Here is a 16,565-nt window from a genome sequence, read left to right on the forward strand (position 1 = left end):
GCCGGGCGCTGCGCGGCGCGCGGCGCCCGACCAGCCGGGCGGCACGAAGTCTGCTTGTCTCGCCCAAACCTGACATTGTTGTCATCCTGCGCCGCCGATGGCCGTTGCAATAGCCATGCGTCCCGCCGTGCGGACCGTCCCTGAACGTCTTTGGAAGCGCCATGAATCCTGTCCCCAAGCTCTCGCCCCGGTTCCATCGCTGGTTGTCGCCTGGGCTCGCGCTGGCCTGCGCCAGCCTGGCGACTGCATCCGTACTGTGGATGCTGCCCGGCGGCGCCGGGCTTGCCACGCCGCGCTCCTGCCCCAGCGGCAGCGTGCCGGCGGGCGAGGAGGCGCGCGAGCAGGGCATCACCGCGGCCTGCCTGCCGGCGCGGCTGCCCGAGCGCTTGCCGGAGCGCATGGCGATGGAGCAGGACGCCGGCGCCCGTCGCGGTCTGCCGGAGCCGGGTGCGCTGCGCCGCCTGCACGCGCAGAAAGAGCGGCTGGCCAGCCCCAAGGCGCAGGCCAAGGTCGAAGGCGCCAGCAGCGCCTGGCAGCCCTATGGCCGTGGGCCGCTGATCTCCAACGACGTGCGTTTTCCCAGCGTCAACGACACCGGCCTGGTGAAGCTGGGCGGCCGCGTCGACAGCCTGGACTACGACGCCGAGCACGGGCGCCTGTTCGCCTCGGTAGGCACCGGCGGCGTCTGGATGAGCACCGACCTGGGTGACAACTGGACTTCGGTCGGCAACGCCCTGCCTTCGCAGACCGTGGGTGCGGTCGCCTGGACTCCGGCCGCCGGCGGCAGCCTGCTCGCCCTGGGCGGCGAGCCGAGCATGGGTGGCTACAACTTCGTCGGCCTGGGCGCCTACTGGAGCGACGATCTCGGCCAGACCTGGCACTTCGCCGCAGGCGTGCCGGACGGCATCATGGGCTTCAAGCTGGTGGTCGATAAGAGCCATCCGGAAATCGTCTACGCCGGCACCAGCAAGGGGCTGTACCGCTCCACCGACGCCGGCCGCAGCTACAGCCTGGTGCCGCTGCCGGTGGGCGGTGGTTGCGAGGGCCGCTCCGACGCCGAATGCCTGTTCGCCAATTTCGTCACCGATGTCGTGGTTCAACAGCCGGGCGGCAGCACGGAGGTGGTCTGTGACGCCAAGGGTTGTCCGGTGATCGCCGGCGTCGGCTATCGCGCCGGGCAGAAGGCCTACCCGGATGGAAAACTGCACTCGCCCGGCAACGGCCTGTACCGTTCCGCGACCGGCGAGCCCGGCAGTTTCGTTGAGTTGGTCGACGCCTATGCGCTGGATGCCGCGCTGCCGATCGGCTTCACCCCCAAGGAGCGCATCGGCCGCATCGCCTTCGGTGCCGTCACCGGCCCGGACCAGGACCACAACTACCTCTACGCCATCGTCTCCGATGCGGTGCTGTTCAACGGCGGCGTGCCGACCCTGGACCTGCCGGAAGACCCCACCGGCCTGATCGGCATCGGCACCAGCCTGCTGTTCTCCTCGCTGTTCAATGGCATCTATGTGTCGCCAGACTTCGGTGACAGCTGGGTGCGCATGGCCGACTACGCCGAGATCGCCGCCAATCCCACCAGCGGCTCGGCCCTGGTGACCCAGACCGCCTTGGGCTACGCCCCGGGCGTGCAGGGCTACTACAACCTCTGGGTGGCGGTAGACCCGACCCGGCAATTGCTGGGCGTGCCGACCCGCATGCTGTTCGGCCTGGAAGAGGTCTGGGCCTCGCGCGTCACCCAGCTGCCGCTCAACGGCCTGCTGCAGTCCGGCCCCGACGACTTCAAGGTGATCGGCGACTACTTCGCCGGCAGTACCTGCGGCGGCCTCAGCCTGGGCCTGCCGGTCTGCCCGCTCAGCAATGATCCGATCCCGCATGACACCACCCACCCCGACCAGCACGTAGGCCTGTTCGTGCCCGACGGCGAGGGCGGCGTGACCATCTTCGCCGGCAACGACGGTGGCGTTTACAAGCAGCACGTCGCCAGCGGTAGCGAGTTCGTCAACGCCGGTTGGGGCGATGGCGCCAACGAGGGCTTCAACACCCTGCTGCCCTACGGCCTGGCGGTGGCCAAGGACGGCACGGTGTGGTTTGGGTTGCAGGACAACGGCTCCGGCAAGGTCGATCCCGATCCGGCAACCAACCAGGGCGGCGGCCAGTTCATGGCCTATGGCGGCGACGGCTTCTTTGCCTCGGTGGACCCGGACAATTCCAGCATCGCCTACAGCGAGTACACCAATGCCGACATGCGGGTGACCACCGATGGCGGCACCAACTGGACCGGCATCGCACCGACCCTGACCGGCGCGACCTTCTCCAACTACTTCCAGATGGACCCCACCGACGCCAAGCACCTGGTCACCGGCGCGCGCGAAATCGTGGTGCGCCTGGAAGGCCCGACCGGAAGCTGGGTGCAGGTGTTCGATGCCGGCACTCAGCCGGACAACGCGCAGAACTACCAGATGTCCAAGCTCGACGTCGAAGGGGCGGCCATCTACGCTGGCTTCTGCGGCGTCTGCGACATCCTCAACCGCAGCGAACTGGGCTTCCATAACGCGCTGGCGACCAATGTCGGCGGCGACAAACCGCCGCAGAAGGGCAGCAGCGATGGCTGGCATTTCGCCGCCGCGGCGGGCCTGCCCAACCGCTATATCTCGGCCATCGAGATCGACCCCGCCGATCCCCGGACGGTGTACGTCGGCCTGGGCGATTACTCCGGCCGCCAGTGGGCGCCGCCCGGCGCGTACTACCAAGACAGCAATGCCAACATCGGCAGTGGTCGCCTGTTCAAGTCCACCGATGCCGGCGCGAGTTTCGTCGACATCACCGGCAGCCTGCCGGATGCGCCGGTGACCGCGATCGTGCTGCGCAACGACCAGCTGATCGTCGGTGGCGATCTTGGCGCCTTCATTTCCGGCGACACCCAGGGCGGCAGCTGGGCGGTGCTGGGCCAGGGCTTCCCGAATGTCGCGGTCGGTCAGATGCAGGTGCAGCCCGGCAATCCCAACCGCCTGTTTGTCGCCGCCTACGGGCGCGGCATCTGGACTTATGACTTTGGCACCGTCGAGCCGCCGCCGGTCGATGACAACCGCGCGCCGGTGGCGGTGCTGAGCGCCGCGCCGCTGACCGGGGTGGCGCCGCTGCGGGTGCAGTTCGATGGCAGCGGCTCCAGCGATCCGGACGCCGGCGATGCAGTCAGCAGCTACACCTTCGGCTTCGGTGACGGCAGCGAGCCGGTGGTGGACCAGGCGACCGCCAGCACCGAGCACGTCTACGACCAGGCCGGCAGCTATATCGCCAACCTCACGGTCAAAGACAAGGCCGGCAAGGTCAGTGCCGTGCCGGCGACGGTGACGATCGTGGTGACTGCCGCCGGTGGCGGCAGCAGCGGCGGAACCAGCAGCTCCGGTGGCAGCAGCAGTGGTGGTGGCAGCTCTGGCGGCAACAACGAAGGCCGGTTCGGCGGTGCCCTGCCGGCGACGTTGCTGCTGCCGTTCGCGCTGCTGATCGGCTGGCGGCGTCGGAGCGCGCGGCGGCGCTAAGCCGTCGCCGCCTGCGCCAGCAGCCAGTCCCGCCACTGCGGCCAGAGGCGCTCGCGGTGGCGGCTGCGAAAGCCGTCGAAGTGGCCGATGCGTTCGGCGCCGACCTCGGCCGGCGTCACCGTCACCCGCTCGCCGCGCGCCTGCCGGAAGTAGGCCAGCAGAGCGGCACCGGCGCGTGGCGGCGCGTAGTCGTCGTCGGCGATGCTCACCAGCCTTAGCGGCCCCTGGTAGCGGGCGAAGTCGGCCCAGTCGCGGCGGCGGGCGAGGTGGCCCAGGTATTCCGGGTCGCGGATCCAGGCTGCCCATTGGCGGGCAACGCCGGCCGGCAGATCGTCGCCACCGAGCAGGCGGCCCGGGAAGCGACCGAGCGTCAGCGCGCAGCCGGGCAGCAGCACATGGCCGAGCGTCCACATCCGCCGTCGCCACTCCGGCTTGTCCCAGAGCGCCCAGTGGCCGCTCTGGCTGGCGACCAGCAGGGCGCCCCGCAGGCGGGAGGTGTCCATGAAGCCGAACAGCTGGCCGCCGACGCTGTGGCCCAGCCACAGCAAGGGCGCGCCGGGTGCGCGCTCGACCAGGGCGTCGAGCGCGGCCGGCAGGTCGTGGTCGATCCAGTCGCTGATCGAGGCGCGGTAGCCGCGCAGGCGCTTGGGCGCCGAGCCGCCAAAGCCGCGGTAGTCGAGCGTCAATACCGCCAGGCCGTGGTCGGCGAGGTCGCTGGCGAAGGCCGCGTAGAAGCGGCGCGGTACGCCCATGGCGCCGGCGATCAGCACCGCCGCGCGCGGTGTGTTGTCCGGGGCGAAGAAATCGGCGGCCAGGGGATGGCCGTCACGGCTTAGCAGGTCCAGGCTCTGTACGGCGGGCATGAAGGACTCCGAAGGCATACTGACCGGTATGCTGCCTGCCCGGCCTGGCGCCGGCAATGACCTGGCGGGTCGTCCCAGCCACTTGCTGCGCCCCGCGCGTCGGCGGCGAGGTGCAGCAAGGTCGCGGCGGTTTGCGCCTCGGCTCCGGCCTGGTTTTGCTTCGCCAACAGCCGGGTGTATCCTGCGCGCCACTTTTGTTTAGCCCCCACGGCGAGATGAGCCCCCGCAAAGCCAGCGTCGAGCGCAACACGCGCGAGACCCAGATCAAGGTCGAGATCAATCTCGACGGCAGTGGCTCGGCGGTCTTCGTCACTGGCGTGCCGTTCTTCGACCACATGCTCGATCAGGTGGCGCGGCACGGGCTGATCGACCTCGCCATCCACGCCCAGGGCGATCTGCACATCGATGCCCACCACACGGTGGAAGACGTCGGCATCACGCTGGGTCTGGCCTTCGACAAGGCGCTGGGCGACAAGAAAGGCATCCGCCGCTACGCCCACGCCTATGTGCCGCTCGACGAAGCTTTGTCGCGGGTGGTGATCGACTGCTCCGGCCGCCCCGGCCTGGAGTGGTTCGTGGACTTTCCGCGCTCGCACGTCGGCGAGTTCGACGTCGACCTCTTGCACGAGTTCTTCCAGGGCTTCGTCAACCACGCCAAGGTGACGCTGCACGTCGACAGTCTGCGCGGCAAGAACGCGCACCATGTCGCTGAGACCATCTTCAAGGCCTTTGGCCGCGCCTTGCGCGCGGCCAGCGAGATCGATCCGCGCCAGATCGACGTTACGCCTTCCACCAAAGGCGTCCTCTAAGTCTCCCTGCTACACATCGGTCGCATGCGATCCATCGGCGTTATTGACTACGGCATGGGCAACCTGCACTCCCTGGCCAAGGCCCTGGAGCGGGTGGCGCCCGATCAGCGAGTGGTGGTGAGCTACGACGCCGAGGAGCTGCTCGACTGCGATCGTCTGGTGCTGCCCGGCGTCGGCGGCGTGCGCGAGTGCATGAAAGAGCTGAACCGCCTGGAGCTCGCGCAGCTGGTGGTCGAGGCCTCCAAGAAGGTGCCGATGCTGGGCATCTGCCTGGGCATGCAGGTGATGCTGGAGTTCTCCGAGGAGAACGGCGGCGTGCCGGCCTTAGGTCTGTTCCCCGGCGAGGTGGTGCGCTTTCCCGACCCGCCGACCGAGGGTGCGGAGCGCCTGAAGGTGCCGCACATGGGCTGGAACCAGGTGAAGCAGACCAAGCCGCACCCGGTATGGGAGGGCATCCCCGACGAGAGCTGGTTCTACTTCGTGCACAGCTATTACGCGCGACCCAAGAACCCCGCCCATGTGCTGGGCACTGCCGAATACACCCAGGTGTTCGCTGCCGCCATCGCCCGCGAAAATCTGGTGGCCTTTCAGTTTCATCCGGAGAAGTCCCAGCTGCTCGGTTTGCGGCTGTTGTCCAACTTCGTCAGCTGGAATCCTTGAACTGGCTGTTGGCGTGCACCGATGGTGTTACGCTTTGCCGCAAGGATTTACCACCCTACGCGCACAAACCCACTGTCCAGGCGTTCCACGCCTAGCTACTACGCGTCATGCTCCTGATCCCAGCGATTGACCTCAAGAACGGCCAGTGCGTCCGCCTGCGCCAGGGTGATTTCAACGACGTCACGGTGTTTTCCGACGACCCCGCCGAAATGGCGCGGCGCTGGATCGGTGATGGCGCCGAGCGCATCCATGTTGTCGACCTCGACGGTGCCCTCAAGGGCGCGCCGGTCAACCTCAAGGCGGTGGAGAAGATCGTCCAGGCCGCGGGCAATGTGCCGGTGCAGGTCGGCGGTGGCATCCGCGACGAGGAGACCGTGCAGCGCTACCTCAACATCGGCGTCGGCTACGTGATCCTCGGCACCCGGGTGATCACCGCGCCGCACTTCCTGCACGACCTCTGCATCGAATACCCGCGGCATGTGATCGTCGGCCTCGACGCCAAGGGCGAGCACGTTGCCGTCGATGGCTGGAGCAAGCTCAGCCACCACACCGTGGTCGAGATCGCCCAGCAGTGCGAGCACGATGGCGTCGAGGCGATCATCTACACCGACATCGGCCGCGACGGCATGCTCGAAGGCTTCAACGCCGAGTCCACGGTCGCCCTGGCCCGCGCCATCAAGACGCCGGTGATCGCCAGCGGCGGCATCGGCTCGCTGGACGACATCCGCAAGCTCAAGGAGCTGGAAGGCGATGGCGTGGTCGGTGCGGTGATCGGTCGCGCGCTCTACGAAGGCAAGTTCACCCTTGCCGACGCCGTCAAGATCGCCCGAGGCTGACCGCAATGCTGGCGAAGCGCATCGTCCCCTGTCTGGACATCGACCGCGGCCGGGTGGTCAAAGGCGTGAAGTTCGAGGACGTGCAGGATGCCGGCGATCCGGTCGAGGTCGCCCGCCGCTACGACGCCCAGGGCGCCGACGAGCTGGTGTTTCTCGACATCACCGCCAGCTCCGATGATCGTCCGACCCTGTTCGCGACGGTCGAGGCGGTGGCGCGCGAGATCTACATCCCGCTCACCGTCGGTGGCGGCGTGCGCAGCTGCGCCGACGTGAAATGCCTGCTGGCCGCCGGTGCTGACAAGGTCAGCATCAATACCGCGGCGGTGCAGAACCCCGACTTCGTGCGCGAGGCGGGCGACCGCTACGGCGTGCAATGCATCGTCGTCGCCATCGACGCCAAGCGGGTGAGCAAGAAGAAGGAGCCGCTGCGCTGGGAGGTGTTCACCCACGGCGGCCGCAAGGCCACCGGCCTCGATGCAGTGGACTGGGCGGCGAAGATGGTGCAGTACGGCGCTGGCGAGCTGTTGGTGACCAGCATGGACCGCGACGGCACCAAGGAAGGCTATGACGTCGAGCTGCTGGCGGCGATCAACCGCCGGGTCAATGTGCCCGTGATCGCCTCTGGTGGCGTCGGCAGCCTGGAGCATCTCTACCAGGGTCTGGCCGAAGGCCATGCCGATGCGGCGCTGGCCGCCAGCATCTTCCACCACGGCACCTACACCGTTGGCGACGCCAAGAGCTATCTGGCGCAGCGCGGGGTGCGCGTGCGCATGTGAGCGCCTGCCGGCCACAAAAAATGCCCGCGCTTGCGGGTTTTTTTGTGGCCGGATGCGCGGGGCATCAGGCCGAAGCCTGGTGTCGCCGTAGACCGCGCTGGAATCCGGATACACCTCGTAGTGGATATGGGGGGCGCTGCCGGTGGTGGTGGGTATTCCGGCGCTGGCGCGCCGCGCAGACCGGTCTTTACCCAGGCTTTGCCAAGTGGCTGTGGCGTCGCGCTGACGCACTGTTGCAGCATTCGCTGGGCTAAACTTGCGCGATGTCCGTACCCGCCAGTCAGATTCTCGAAGCCCTGGATGCGCAACTGCTCGCCCGCAAGGGAGCCGATGCCACCAGTTCCTATACCGCCAGCCTCTACGCCAAGGGTGTGGATGGCATCGCCAAGAAGGTGGGCGAGGAAGCGGCCGAGACCATCATCGCCGCCAAGAACCCCGACGACGCGGCGCTGGTCTACGAGGTGGCGGATCTCTGGTTCCACACCCTGGTGCTGCTCGCGCACCGGGGCCTTTCCTCCCAGGCGGTGCTGGCTGAATTGGCGCGCCGCATGGGTACTTCCGGTCACGCGGAAAAAGCCGCGCGCTCGAAGTAGGTCACTTTTTTAGGAGATACACATGGGTTCCTTCTCTCTTTGGCACTGGCTGATCGTGCTGGTGGTGGTGGTGCTGGTGTTCGGCACCAAGAAGCTGCGCGGTGCCGGCGGCGACCTCGGCTCGGCGGTGAAGAACTTCAAGGACGCGATGCGCGAAGGCGAGACCGAGGCGGCCAAGAAGCCGGAGGCGGTTGCCGGTCAGTCGCAGACCGTGCAGAGCGAAACCAAGAAAGACCAGGTCTAGCCGCCCTGCCTCGCGGCCGGCTCTAAGCCCATGTTCGATATCGGTTTCGGCGAGCTGTTCCTGTGCTTCGTGATCGCCCTGATCGTGCTGGGGCCGGAGCGCCTGCCCAAGGTTGCGCGCAGCGTCGGCCGCTGGACCGGCCAGGCCAAGAGCTATATGCGCAATCTGTCCGCCGAGCTGGAGCGGGAAACCCAGGCGGCGGACCTGAAGAAAAAGCTCGATGAGGCCAACCGCCTGGCCCGCGAGCAGTTCTCCATGCTGGAGTCGCAGGTGAAGTCCACCGCCAACGAGGTCAAGGACGCCGCCACGCCGCCCGGCGACGGCAAGAACTAGTCGATGCCGATCATCGACCCCAACGCGTCCGGCGCCGAACAGCCCCTGCTCCAGCATCTGCTGGAACTGCGCACCCGTTTCCTGCGCGCCATGATCGGCGTGCTGGTGCTGCTGCTGCCGATGATTTTCTTCGCGCGCGAGATCTACGCTTTTTTCGCCGCGCCGCTGATGAAGCTGCTGCCGCCCGGCGCGAGCATGATCGCCACCGAGGTGGCCTCGCCGTTCCTGATCCCGTTCAAGCTGGTGGCGCTGCTGTCCATCGTGCTGGCGATGCCCTGGATTCTCTACCAGGTCTGGGGCTTCGTCGCGCCCGGCCTTTACCGGCACGAGCGCAAGCTGATCGCGCCGCTGCTGGCCTCTTCCACCTTGCTGTTCTACGCCGGTATCGCCTTCGCCTATTACGTGACCCTGCCGGCGGTGTTCCACTTCATGATCGGCGTCGCGCCCGAGGGCGTGCAGGTGGCGACCGACATCGGCAAGTACCTGGACTTCATCCTCACCATCTTCATCGCCTTCGGCGTCGCCTTCGAGACGCCGGTGGCGGTGGTGCTGCTGGTCTGGACCGGCTTCGTCAGCGTCGCCCAGCTCAAGGAGGCGCGCGGCTATGTGCTGGTCGGCATCTTCGTGGCGGCGGCAATCATCACCCCGCCGGATGTCGCCAGCCAGATCCTGGTGGCGCTGCCCTCCTACCTGTTGTTCGAGCTGGGCATATTGTGGGCGGGTTGGATCGGCAAGCAGCGCGCCCGGACGCCGGAAGAGGCTTGACGGATTCTTCACCCGGACGCGACGTATCATCCGGGCATGCGCGTCCTCGTCATTGAAGATCACCCCGACCTCGCCGCCAATGTCGGGGACTACCTTACCGCCCAGGGCCATACGGTGGACTTCGCCGCCGACGGCCCCACCGGGCTGGCGCGCGCCCAGGCGGGCGGTGCCGACGTAATCATTCTCGACCGCCTGCTGCCCGGCCTGGACGGTGCCAGCCTGTGCCGGCGCCTGCGCGGGCAGGGCGTCAGCACGCCGGTGCTGATGCTCACCGCGCTGGACGCAGTCGCCGACCGTGTCGATGGCCTCGCCGCCGGCGCCGACGACTATCTGGTCAAGCCCTTCGCGCTCTCCGAGCTGGCGGCCCGCCTCGCGGCCCTGCACCGGCGCGCCAGCGGCACCGTCGCCGACCAGGTATTGCGGGTGGCGGACCTGGAATGCGACCCCGGCACTGCCGAGGTGCGCCGCGCCGGCAAGCCGATCACCCTCACCCGCGCCGAGCGCCGCCTGCTAGAGATGCTGCTGCGCCGCTCGCCGCGGCTGGTCACCCGCGCCGAGCTGGAGCGCGCCCTCTGGGGCGATGACGCGCCCGATGGCGATGTGCTGCGCGCGCACCTGCACAATCTGCGCGCGGCGGTCGACAAGCCGTTCCCGACCAAGCTCATCCACACCGTGCACGGCGAGGGCTATCGCCTGGCCGTACTCGATGCCTGAAGTGGCCGCTTAGTGCCGCGGCGATGGCATCGGCATTGACAGGCCAGGGGACCGGTGGCCATCGCCTGCGCCGCCGGCTCGCTTCCTCCCTGGTCAGCCTGTCGCTGCTGAGCGTGCTGCTGCTCGGGCTCTGCTTCCTGGCGGTGGAGCGCTACATCGAGCATTCCACCCTGGGCGATCTGCTGGAGCGCGAGATGCGCTACTTCGTGCGCGCCGGCGTGGCGCCCGAGGCCAGCGAGTTGCAGAGCGAGACCTTGCGCTACTACCGCCCGGCGCTGGGCGGCGCGCCGCCGCCGGCGGCGATCTGGGCGCTGCCGCCGGGCATCCATTCCGACGTCGCCTACGAGGGCCGCCCGCATTACGTGCTGGTGCGACAGATCGCGCCCGGCGACAGCGCCTACCTCAGCTATAGCGACCAGGCGCTGAACTCCCGCGAGCAGCTGCTGTGGCTGGCGCTGCTCGCCGGCATGGCGCTCACCGCCCTGCTCGGCTGGTGGCTGTCCGGCCGCCTGGCGCGGCAGACCCTGGCGCCGCTCGATGGCCTGGTCGCCGATCTGCGCGGCCTAGACCCCGAGCAGCGTGGCGCCCGGCTGCCGGCGGCGCCGCACGACAGCGAGCTGGCGGTGATTACCGAGGCGCTCAACAGCCACATGGCGCGGGTCGACGAACTGGTCGAGCGCGAACGCGCCTTCGCCGCCAGCGCCAGCCACGAGCTGCGCACGCCGCTGGCGGTGATCCAGGGCGCGGCGGAGATCCTCGACGCCAGCCAGCCAACGCCGCCGGTGGCGCGCATCCTGCGCTCGGCGCAGAGCGCCCTGCAGGATCTCGACGCCCTGCTCTGGCTGTCGCGTACCGACGCGGTGCCGGTGGCCGAGGCGCTGCCCCTGCACGAGCGCCTGCCGGCGCTGTGCGCGGCCCAGCTCGACGTCGCCCTGGTGGACTGGCAGCTGCAGCCCTGCACGGTGGTGGCGCCGGCCGGGGCGGTGGCGGTGATCGTCAGCAATCTGCTGCGCAACTCCCTGCGCGCGGTCGCCCAGGCCGGGCGCCAGCAGCCCGGCGCGGTGCGGGTGCGGCTGGATTCGCTGGGCCTGGTGGTCGACGACGATGGCCCCGGCATCCCGCCCGAGGAGCTGCCGCAGGTGTTCGCGCCACGCAGCCGCGGTCGCGATGGCGGCACCGGCATGGGCCTCTACATCGCCGCCACGCTGGCGCAGCGGCTGCGCTGGCGGCTGAGCCTGGAGAACCGCCCCGAGGGTGGCGCGCGGGCACGGCTGTCGTTCTGAGGGCTTACGGCGCGCAACGTCTTGCTGCGGCAGGATCGGCGGCTAGACTGACCGCCCAGGGCCACCGGAGCATCCGATGAAACTGACGAGCCTGCATCCCCAGTTGCTGGGCGACTGGTCTGGCGAAAAGAGTCTGTGGTTCGACCCCAAGGCGCCGCCGCATGCGACCTGTCCCTGCACGCTCCAGGTCGCCAGCGAGGCGATGGGCAAGTTCCTGGCGCTGCGCTACCAATGGAGCTTCGAGGGCCAGCCACAGGCGGGCCTGCTGCTGGTGGGCAATGACAACGAGCGCGAGGCGGTGAGCGCCGCCTGGGTCGATTCCTTCCATTGCGGCGGCACGGTCATGCACTGCCGGGGCGAGGCCCGCGCCAACGGCTTCCTGGTGCTGGGCAGCTATGCCGCGCCGCCGGGGCCGGACTGGGGCTGGAATCTGGCCCTGCAGCGGTTGCCGGCCGGGGGGCTGGAGCTGTTGATGCACAACATCCCGCCCGGTGGCAGCCCGGAGCTGGCGGTACGCATCCTCTGGGAGCGCTGAAACCTAGGGTCGGTCGTGCTGCTGCAGGCGCCGCCCCAGCTGCGCCAGCGCCGCGCCCAGGGCCGGCGGTTGCAGCACGCTGAACTCGAACGGCAGCCGCGCCAGCTCGCGCGCGTACCAGGCCAGGTCTTCGGTCTGGCTGCGCAGCAGTACGCCGCCTTCCACACACTCCAGCAGGCCAAAGGCGTAGAACAGCTCGCGCTGGGCACTGGCGAGGTCGGTGTGCAGCCGCACTTCCACCGCGTGCTCGCGCGGTAGCCGGGCGATGGACTCGCGCAGGTAGTCGAGCACGTCGAAGTGCTCCGGGCGGCCGAAGTAGCTGTCGATGGCGCGCACCGAGCGCACCCGGTCGAGCCGGAACGAGCGCAGCTCGCGGCGCAGATGGCAGTGTCCGGCCACGTACCAGCGGCCGGAGCGATAGAGCAGGCCATAGGGATCGAAGTCGCGCTCGCTGTCGGCCTGCTGCGGTGTGCGGTAGGCGAGGTGCACCCGCTGACGCTGCTGTGCGGCGGTGCTGAGCGTCACCAGCACGGCGTTGTCCACCAGCGCTGCCGCCGGCCGGCTCAGTTCGACGGTCACGGTCTCGTCCATCGCGCCGACACGCTTGCGCAGCGCTTGCGGCATCACCCGTTCGAGCTTGGCCTGGGCGCTGGCGGCGGCCGGCGCGGCTTCCGCGAGGCCCAGGCCGCGCGCGGCGATCAGGCCCACCGCCAGCGCCAGCGCCTCGTCGTCGCTGAACATCAGCGGCGGCAGCTTGAATCCGGGCACCAGCCGGTAGCCGCCGTCGCGGCCCTGTTCGGCGATCAGCGGGATGCCCAGCTCCTCCAGCTTGGCGATGTAGCGGCGCACCGTGCGGCGGTCCACGCCCAGACGCTCGGCCAGCTCGGCGCCGCTCAGGCGGCCGCGCGCTTGCAGCAGTTCCAGGGCGGCGAGTACTCGCAGGGTGGGTCGTGACATGGCCTCCAGGGTAGTCCGAAATAGGGCCAATTTCGCCCTAATTGGTATCTAGAGTCGTCTCCGCAAAGCCCGCCCAACCGGAGAAGCAGGATGCTCAAGACCTATCACGGCAGTTGCCATTGCGGTGCCGTCCACTTTGAAGCCGACCTTGATCTCGCCGCCGGTAGCGGCCGCTGCAACTGCTCGATCTGCGCCAAGAGCCGCGCCTGGGGAGTGATCGCCAAGCCCGAGGCCTTCCGCCTGCTGACCGACGCCGCCGCACTCGGCGACTACCAGTTCGGCACCCGCAGCATGCACCACCTGTTCTGCAAGACCTGCGGCGTGCGCCCCTGCGGCAGCGGCGAGCTGGAGGTGCTGGGTGGCAAGTTCTACCTGGTGCACCTGGCCTGTCTCGACGGCGTCAGCGATGCCGAGCTGGCGGCGATCCCGATCAACTACGCCGACGGCCGCAACAACAACTGGCAGGCGGCGCCGGCCGAAACGAGGCATTTGTGAACGCCGCCCCGCTGCGGCTGTTCGCCACCTATTCCAAGGAGACGCTGATGAACGACCTGTTCCTGGCGATGGCGGAAGCCCGCCAACGCGCGGCGGCGCAAGGCAGCACCACGGCGCGCAGCTCTTCTGATCGGCCATCGGCGCCGTTAGCGACGCCCGAGGCCGCGCCGCCGGGTCGCCAGTGGCGTCTGCGGCTGTGGCCCGCGCTGCGTAGCCGGCTGTTGCCGCACTGAGCCACGACTGCCGCGGTTGGCCTACGGCGGGTGGGCGGCGCTCAGCCGGGCCGGCACACGGCGCGCTGCCAGCGCCCACAGCAACAGCGAGCAGCCGGCGCCGGAGAGCAGGGTGGCGAGCGCGAACAGCGCGCCGTAGCCGAGCGCATCGCCGAGCAGGCCGCCGGCCCAGCCGGCCAGGCCGGTGGCGATGACGATGGCACAGGCCTGCAGCGTGTAGTCGCTGCCGGCGTGGTGCGGATCGCTGGCGTCCATCATCAGGGTGAACAGCGCCACCGTCGCCATGCCGCCGAGCACATGCTCCAGGGTCACCGCGGTCTTCAGCAGCCACTCGCCGCCGGGTCCGAGGGCGTGCAGGGCGTAGAGCGCCACCGCCGCGGTCTGCGCCAGACCGCAGTAGAGCAGCGCGCGACGACGGCCCAGGCGATCGGCGGCCAGGCCGCCGAGCAGCGCGCCGAGCAGGCCGCCGCCGGAGCCGGCGATGCCAGCCCAGAGGCCGATCGCGGTCTTGCTCCAGCCGGCATCGACCAGATAGGGCTTCACCATCGCCGAGGCCATGGCGTCGCCGAACTTGTAGGCCACCAGCCAGAACAGCAGCGCCGCCATGCCCGGCAGCCGCAAACGCGCCCAGATCGCCGGCAGCGGATTGGCGCCGGGGGCGCGCCGCTCCAGCGGCGGCAGCAGGCGCTGCTCTGGGAAGCGCAGCACCGGCCACAGGCTCAAGCCCAGGAAGGCCGCCATCGCCAGAAAGGCCGCCGCCCAGCCGAGCTGGTCGAGCACGATCATCAGCGCACCGCCGCCCAGCACCATGCCCAGCCGGTAGCCGCCGACCTGCACGGCATTGCCCAGGCCGCGCTCGCCCGGCTGCAGCAGATGCACCGCCAGGGCGTCGCTGGGTACGTCCTGGGTAGCGGCGAACAGCGCGCAGAGCACGATGGCGATCTTCAGCCAGAACAGCTTCTGCTCCGCGCTGCCGTCCACCGCCGCCAGCGCCACCGCGGTGAGGATGGTCGCCAGCTGCAGGGGGATGATCCAGTGCTTGCGCAGGCCGTGGGCGTCCACCCAGGGCGCCCACAGCCACTTCAGCGCCCAGGGCAGGAACAGCAGGCCGGAGAGGCCGATGCGCGACAGCGAGACGCCGTCCTCGCGCAGCAGCACCGGCAGCGCCTGGGTGAAGAAGCCGAACGGCAGGCCCTGGCTGAAATAGAGGGCGAGTAGCAGGGTCCACTTCTGGGGTGGGCTCATCGGGCGCGAGGGCGGGGTTCAGGTCTTGCGGGAGAGGCTGCGGCGCATGGCGGTGAAGCGCCGCTTCTCGGTGGCGTCCAGTTCCGGGTAGCGCAGATCCAGGCCCTTCAGCGTCTGCACCACGATTTCGGCCACCGTCAGCCGCATATAGCTCTTCGAGTCGGCGGGGATCGCATACCAGGGCGCCCACGGCCGGCTGGTGGCATTGAGCGCGTCCTGGTAGGCGTGCATGTAGGCGTTCCAGTGTTCGCGCTCGGCGACATCACCGCTGTTGAACTTCCAGTTCTTGGCCGGCTCGTCCAGGCGCGCCAGAAAGCGCTGGCGCTGCTCCTCCTTGCTGATGTGCAGCCAGAACTTGAGGATCACCGTGCCGTTGCGCGCCAGATGCAGTTCGTGGTCGCGGATCGACTGGTAGCGCTCGGCCCACAGCCGCTTGAGTGGCGGCCTGGGCTGCGGCAGCCGCTGCGCATCGAGGAATTCCGGATGCACGCGCACCGCCAGCACCTCCTCGTAATAGCTGCGGTTGAACACGCCGATGCGGCCACGCTCGGGCAGGGCCAGAGTGGTACGCCAGAGGAAATCGTGTTCCAGCTCGGTGGTGCTGGGCTGCTTGAAGCTGGTCACCTGGCAGCCGGCGGGGTCGACGCCGGAGAGCACGGCGCGGATGGTGGAATCCTTGCCGGCGGCGTCCATGGCCTGGAACACCAGCAGCAGCGAGCGGTGGTCGTGGGCGTAGAGAATGTGCTGGAGCACCGCCAGCTCCTCCACCAGCTCCGCCAGCCGCGCCTGCCGTGCCGGTTTGTCCAGGCCACCAGCGGGTGGCCGGGTCGGCGAGCGGGCTACCTTGAAGCGGCCGTCGTAGGGCACGCGCCAGGGGCTGTCGGGGGCGGTGAAGGCTTTCATCGTCGGCTGCGGGGAGCGTGGTCGTTGCGGCCAACGCTGGCACGGCGCCGCGCCCGCCGCAAGGCTTCAGATCGAGGGGATCACGTAGAGCAGCACCGCGAAGTAGTGCAGCGCCGAGCCCAGCAGGGTGAACAGATGCCAGATCGCGTGGTGGTAGCGCATCTTGGTCTGCAGGTAGAAGCCGACGCCGGCGGTGTACGCGCAGCCGCCGGCGATCAAGAGCCACAGGCCCTCGCGCGGCAGGCCTTCGGAAAGGCGCGACATCAGCGGCAGCGCGCCCCAGCCCAGAGCCAGATAGATCCACAGCGCGATGCGCTCGTGGGTGTCCGGCGCCAGCATCCGGAAGGCGATGGCGGTGAGCGCCACCGTCCAGGTGGCGATGAACAGGGTCGGACCGAGCGGGCCATCGACCACCAGCAGGCAGAACGGCGTGTAGGTGCCGGCGATCAGCACGTAGACGAAGGCCTGGTCGATGGCGCGCAGCACGTCCTTGGCGGTGGGCAGCAGCGACAGCGGCACGCTGTGGTAGATCGCCGAGGCCAGATAGGTGAGCAGCATCGCCATGCCGAACATGCTGCAGGCGACGATGTGCAGGTATTCGCCGTACATCGCGGCGCGGGCGGCAAGCACCGCCAGGCCGGCGATCGCCAGCAGCGCACCCAGGCCGTGGCTGACGCTATGGGCGATCTCTTCCGCCGCCGAGTAGGCGGGCGGGGTGCTGAGACGGCGGGTCTGGGGCAGGTCGGCCATGCGCGGACCCTAGCGCAAGCGCCGGCGCC

General features: G+C 69.1%; 19 protein-coding genes. 14 read left to right on the top strand and 5 right to left on the bottom strand.

Features of this window, described 5'->3' with window-relative positions:
- The first annotated feature begins 161 nt into the window (after window positions 1–161).
- Window positions 162–3,542, top strand: coding sequence for a PKD domain-containing protein (locus AC3WT6_RS06410; RefSeq protein ID WP_492652731.1), 3,381 nt, complete (start codon window positions 162–164; stop codon window positions 3,540–3,542).
- On the opposite strand, the gene AC3WT6_RS06415 is transcribed toward AC3WT6_RS06410, so the two are convergent.
- On the bottom strand, window positions 3,539–4,405 hold the full coding sequence (locus AC3WT6_RS06415) for an alpha/beta hydrolase family protein (protein ID WP_492652732.1): 867 nt from the start codon (window positions 4,403–4,405) through the stop codon (window positions 3,539–3,541). The two genes, AC3WT6_RS06410 and AC3WT6_RS06415, sit on opposite strands and share 4 nt — an antisense overlap.
- Window positions 4,406–4,620: 215 nt before the next feature.
- Between AC3WT6_RS06415 and hisB the strand changes: the two genes are divergently transcribed.
- The 11 genes from hisB to AC3WT6_RS06470 all read left to right on the top strand — a co-directional run bounded on the left by hisB (window position 4,621) and on the right by AC3WT6_RS06470 (window position 11,953).
- Window positions 4,621–5,214, top strand: coding sequence for an imidazoleglycerol-phosphate dehydratase HisB (gene hisB / locus AC3WT6_RS06420; RefSeq protein ID WP_492652733.1), 594 nt, complete (start codon window positions 4,621–4,623; stop codon window positions 5,212–5,214).
- 24 nt (window positions 5,215–5,238) lie between these two features.
- Window positions 5,239–5,874, top strand: coding sequence for an imidazole glycerol phosphate synthase subunit HisH (gene hisH / locus AC3WT6_RS06425; RefSeq protein ID WP_492652734.1), 636 nt, complete (start codon window positions 5,239–5,241; stop codon window positions 5,872–5,874).
- Between the two features lie 107 nt (window positions 5,875–5,981).
- Complete coding sequence (gene hisA, locus AC3WT6_RS06430; protein ID WP_492652735.1) at window positions 5,982–6,710, top strand: 1-(5-phosphoribosyl)-5-[(5-phosphoribosylamino)methylideneamino]imidazole-4-carboxamide isomerase; 729 nt, start codon at window positions 5,982–5,984, stop codon at window positions 6,708–6,710.
- Between the two features lie 5 nt (window positions 6,711–6,715).
- Window positions 6,716–7,486 (top strand): imidazole glycerol phosphate synthase subunit HisF, encoded by a 771-nt coding sequence (gene hisF / locus AC3WT6_RS06435; protein ID WP_492652736.1) that lies wholly within the window; start codon window positions 6,716–6,718, stop codon window positions 7,484–7,486.
- A 263-nt stretch (window positions 7,487–7,749) separates the two neighbouring features.
- Entirely contained in the window at window positions 7,750–8,079 is a 330-nt protein-coding gene (locus tag AC3WT6_RS06440) for a phosphoribosyl-ATP diphosphatase (protein WP_492652737.1), read from the top strand.
- Window positions 8,080–8,101: 22 nt separating this feature from the next.
- Window positions 8,102–8,323: a Sec-independent protein translocase subunit TatA gene (tatA, locus tag AC3WT6_RS06445; protein WP_492652738.1), complete on the top strand. Its 222-nt coding sequence runs from the start codon at window positions 8,102–8,104 to the stop codon at window positions 8,321–8,323.
- Window positions 8,324–8,353: 30 nt separating this feature from the next.
- The gene (tatB, locus tag AC3WT6_RS06450) at window positions 8,354–8,656 is read left to right on the top strand and encodes a Sec-independent protein translocase protein TatB (RefSeq protein WP_492652739.1); all 303 of its coding nucleotides are present in this window, start codon (window positions 8,354–8,356) and stop codon (window positions 8,654–8,656) included.
- Between the two features lie 3 nt (window positions 8,657–8,659).
- Complete coding sequence (gene tatC, locus AC3WT6_RS06455; RefSeq protein WP_492652740.1) at window positions 8,660–9,421, top strand: twin-arginine translocase subunit TatC; 762 nt, start codon at window positions 8,660–8,662, stop codon at window positions 9,419–9,421.
- 36 nt (window positions 9,422–9,457) lie between these two features.
- Window positions 9,458–10,135 carry a response regulator transcription factor gene (locus tag AC3WT6_RS06460; protein ID WP_492652741.1) on the top strand — a complete coding sequence of 226 codons (678 nt, stop codon included), beginning with the start codon at window positions 9,458–9,460 and terminating at the stop codon, window positions 10,133–10,135.
- Between the two features lie 23 nt (window positions 10,136–10,158).
- Window positions 10,159–11,418 (top strand): sensor histidine kinase, encoded by a 1,260-nt coding sequence (locus AC3WT6_RS06465; protein ID WP_492652742.1) that lies wholly within the window; start codon window positions 10,159–10,161, stop codon window positions 11,416–11,418.
- A gap of 76 nt (window positions 11,419–11,494) precedes the next feature.
- Complete coding sequence (locus AC3WT6_RS06470) at window positions 11,495–11,953, top strand: DUF1579 family protein (protein WP_492652743.1); 459 nt, start codon at window positions 11,495–11,497, stop codon at window positions 11,951–11,953.
- 3 nt (window positions 11,954–11,956) lie between these two features.
- Here the strand turns inward: AC3WT6_RS06470 and AC3WT6_RS06475 are convergent, their stop codons facing one another.
- A complete protein-coding gene (locus tag AC3WT6_RS06475; protein ID WP_492652744.1) occupies window positions 11,957–12,910 on the bottom strand; it encodes a helix-turn-helix transcriptional regulator in 954 nt (317 codons plus the stop codon).
- Window positions 12,911–13,000: 90 nt separating this feature from the next.
- On the opposite strand from AC3WT6_RS06475, the gene AC3WT6_RS06480 reads away from it, so the two are divergent.
- A complete protein-coding gene (locus tag AC3WT6_RS06480) occupies window positions 13,001–13,405 on the top strand; it encodes a GFA family protein (RefSeq protein ID WP_492652745.1) in 405 nt (134 codons plus the stop codon).
- The gene (locus AC3WT6_RS06485) at window positions 13,402–13,638 is read left to right on the top strand and encodes a hypothetical protein (RefSeq protein ID WP_492652746.1); all 237 of its coding nucleotides are present in this window, start codon (window positions 13,402–13,404) and stop codon (window positions 13,636–13,638) included. Before AC3WT6_RS06480 ends, AC3WT6_RS06485 begins: the two co-directional genes overlap by 4 nt.
- 21 nt (window positions 13,639–13,659) lie before the next feature.
- Here the strand turns inward: AC3WT6_RS06485 and AC3WT6_RS06490 are convergent, their stop codons facing one another.
- The 3 genes from AC3WT6_RS06490 to trhA all read right to left on the bottom strand — a co-directional run bounded on the left by AC3WT6_RS06490 (window position 13,660) and on the right by trhA (window position 16,536).
- Window positions 13,660–14,883, bottom strand: coding sequence for an MFS transporter (locus tag AC3WT6_RS06490; RefSeq protein WP_492652747.1), 1,224 nt, complete (start codon window positions 14,881–14,883; stop codon window positions 13,660–13,662).
- A gap of 18 nt (window positions 14,884–14,901) precedes the next feature.
- Window positions 14,902–15,786, bottom strand: coding sequence for a polyphosphate kinase 2 family protein (locus AC3WT6_RS06495; protein WP_492652748.1), 885 nt, complete (start codon window positions 15,784–15,786; stop codon window positions 14,902–14,904).
- Between the two features lie 66 nt (window positions 15,787–15,852).
- The gene (gene trhA / locus AC3WT6_RS06500) at window positions 15,853–16,536 is read right to left on the bottom strand and encodes a PAQR family membrane homeostasis protein TrhA (RefSeq protein WP_492652749.1); all 684 of its coding nucleotides are present in this window, start codon (window positions 16,534–16,536) and stop codon (window positions 15,853–15,855) included.
- Window positions 16,537–16,565: the final 29 nt, after the last annotated feature.

The organism is Stagnimonas sp. FW305-C-60 (genome assembly GCF_058782965.1).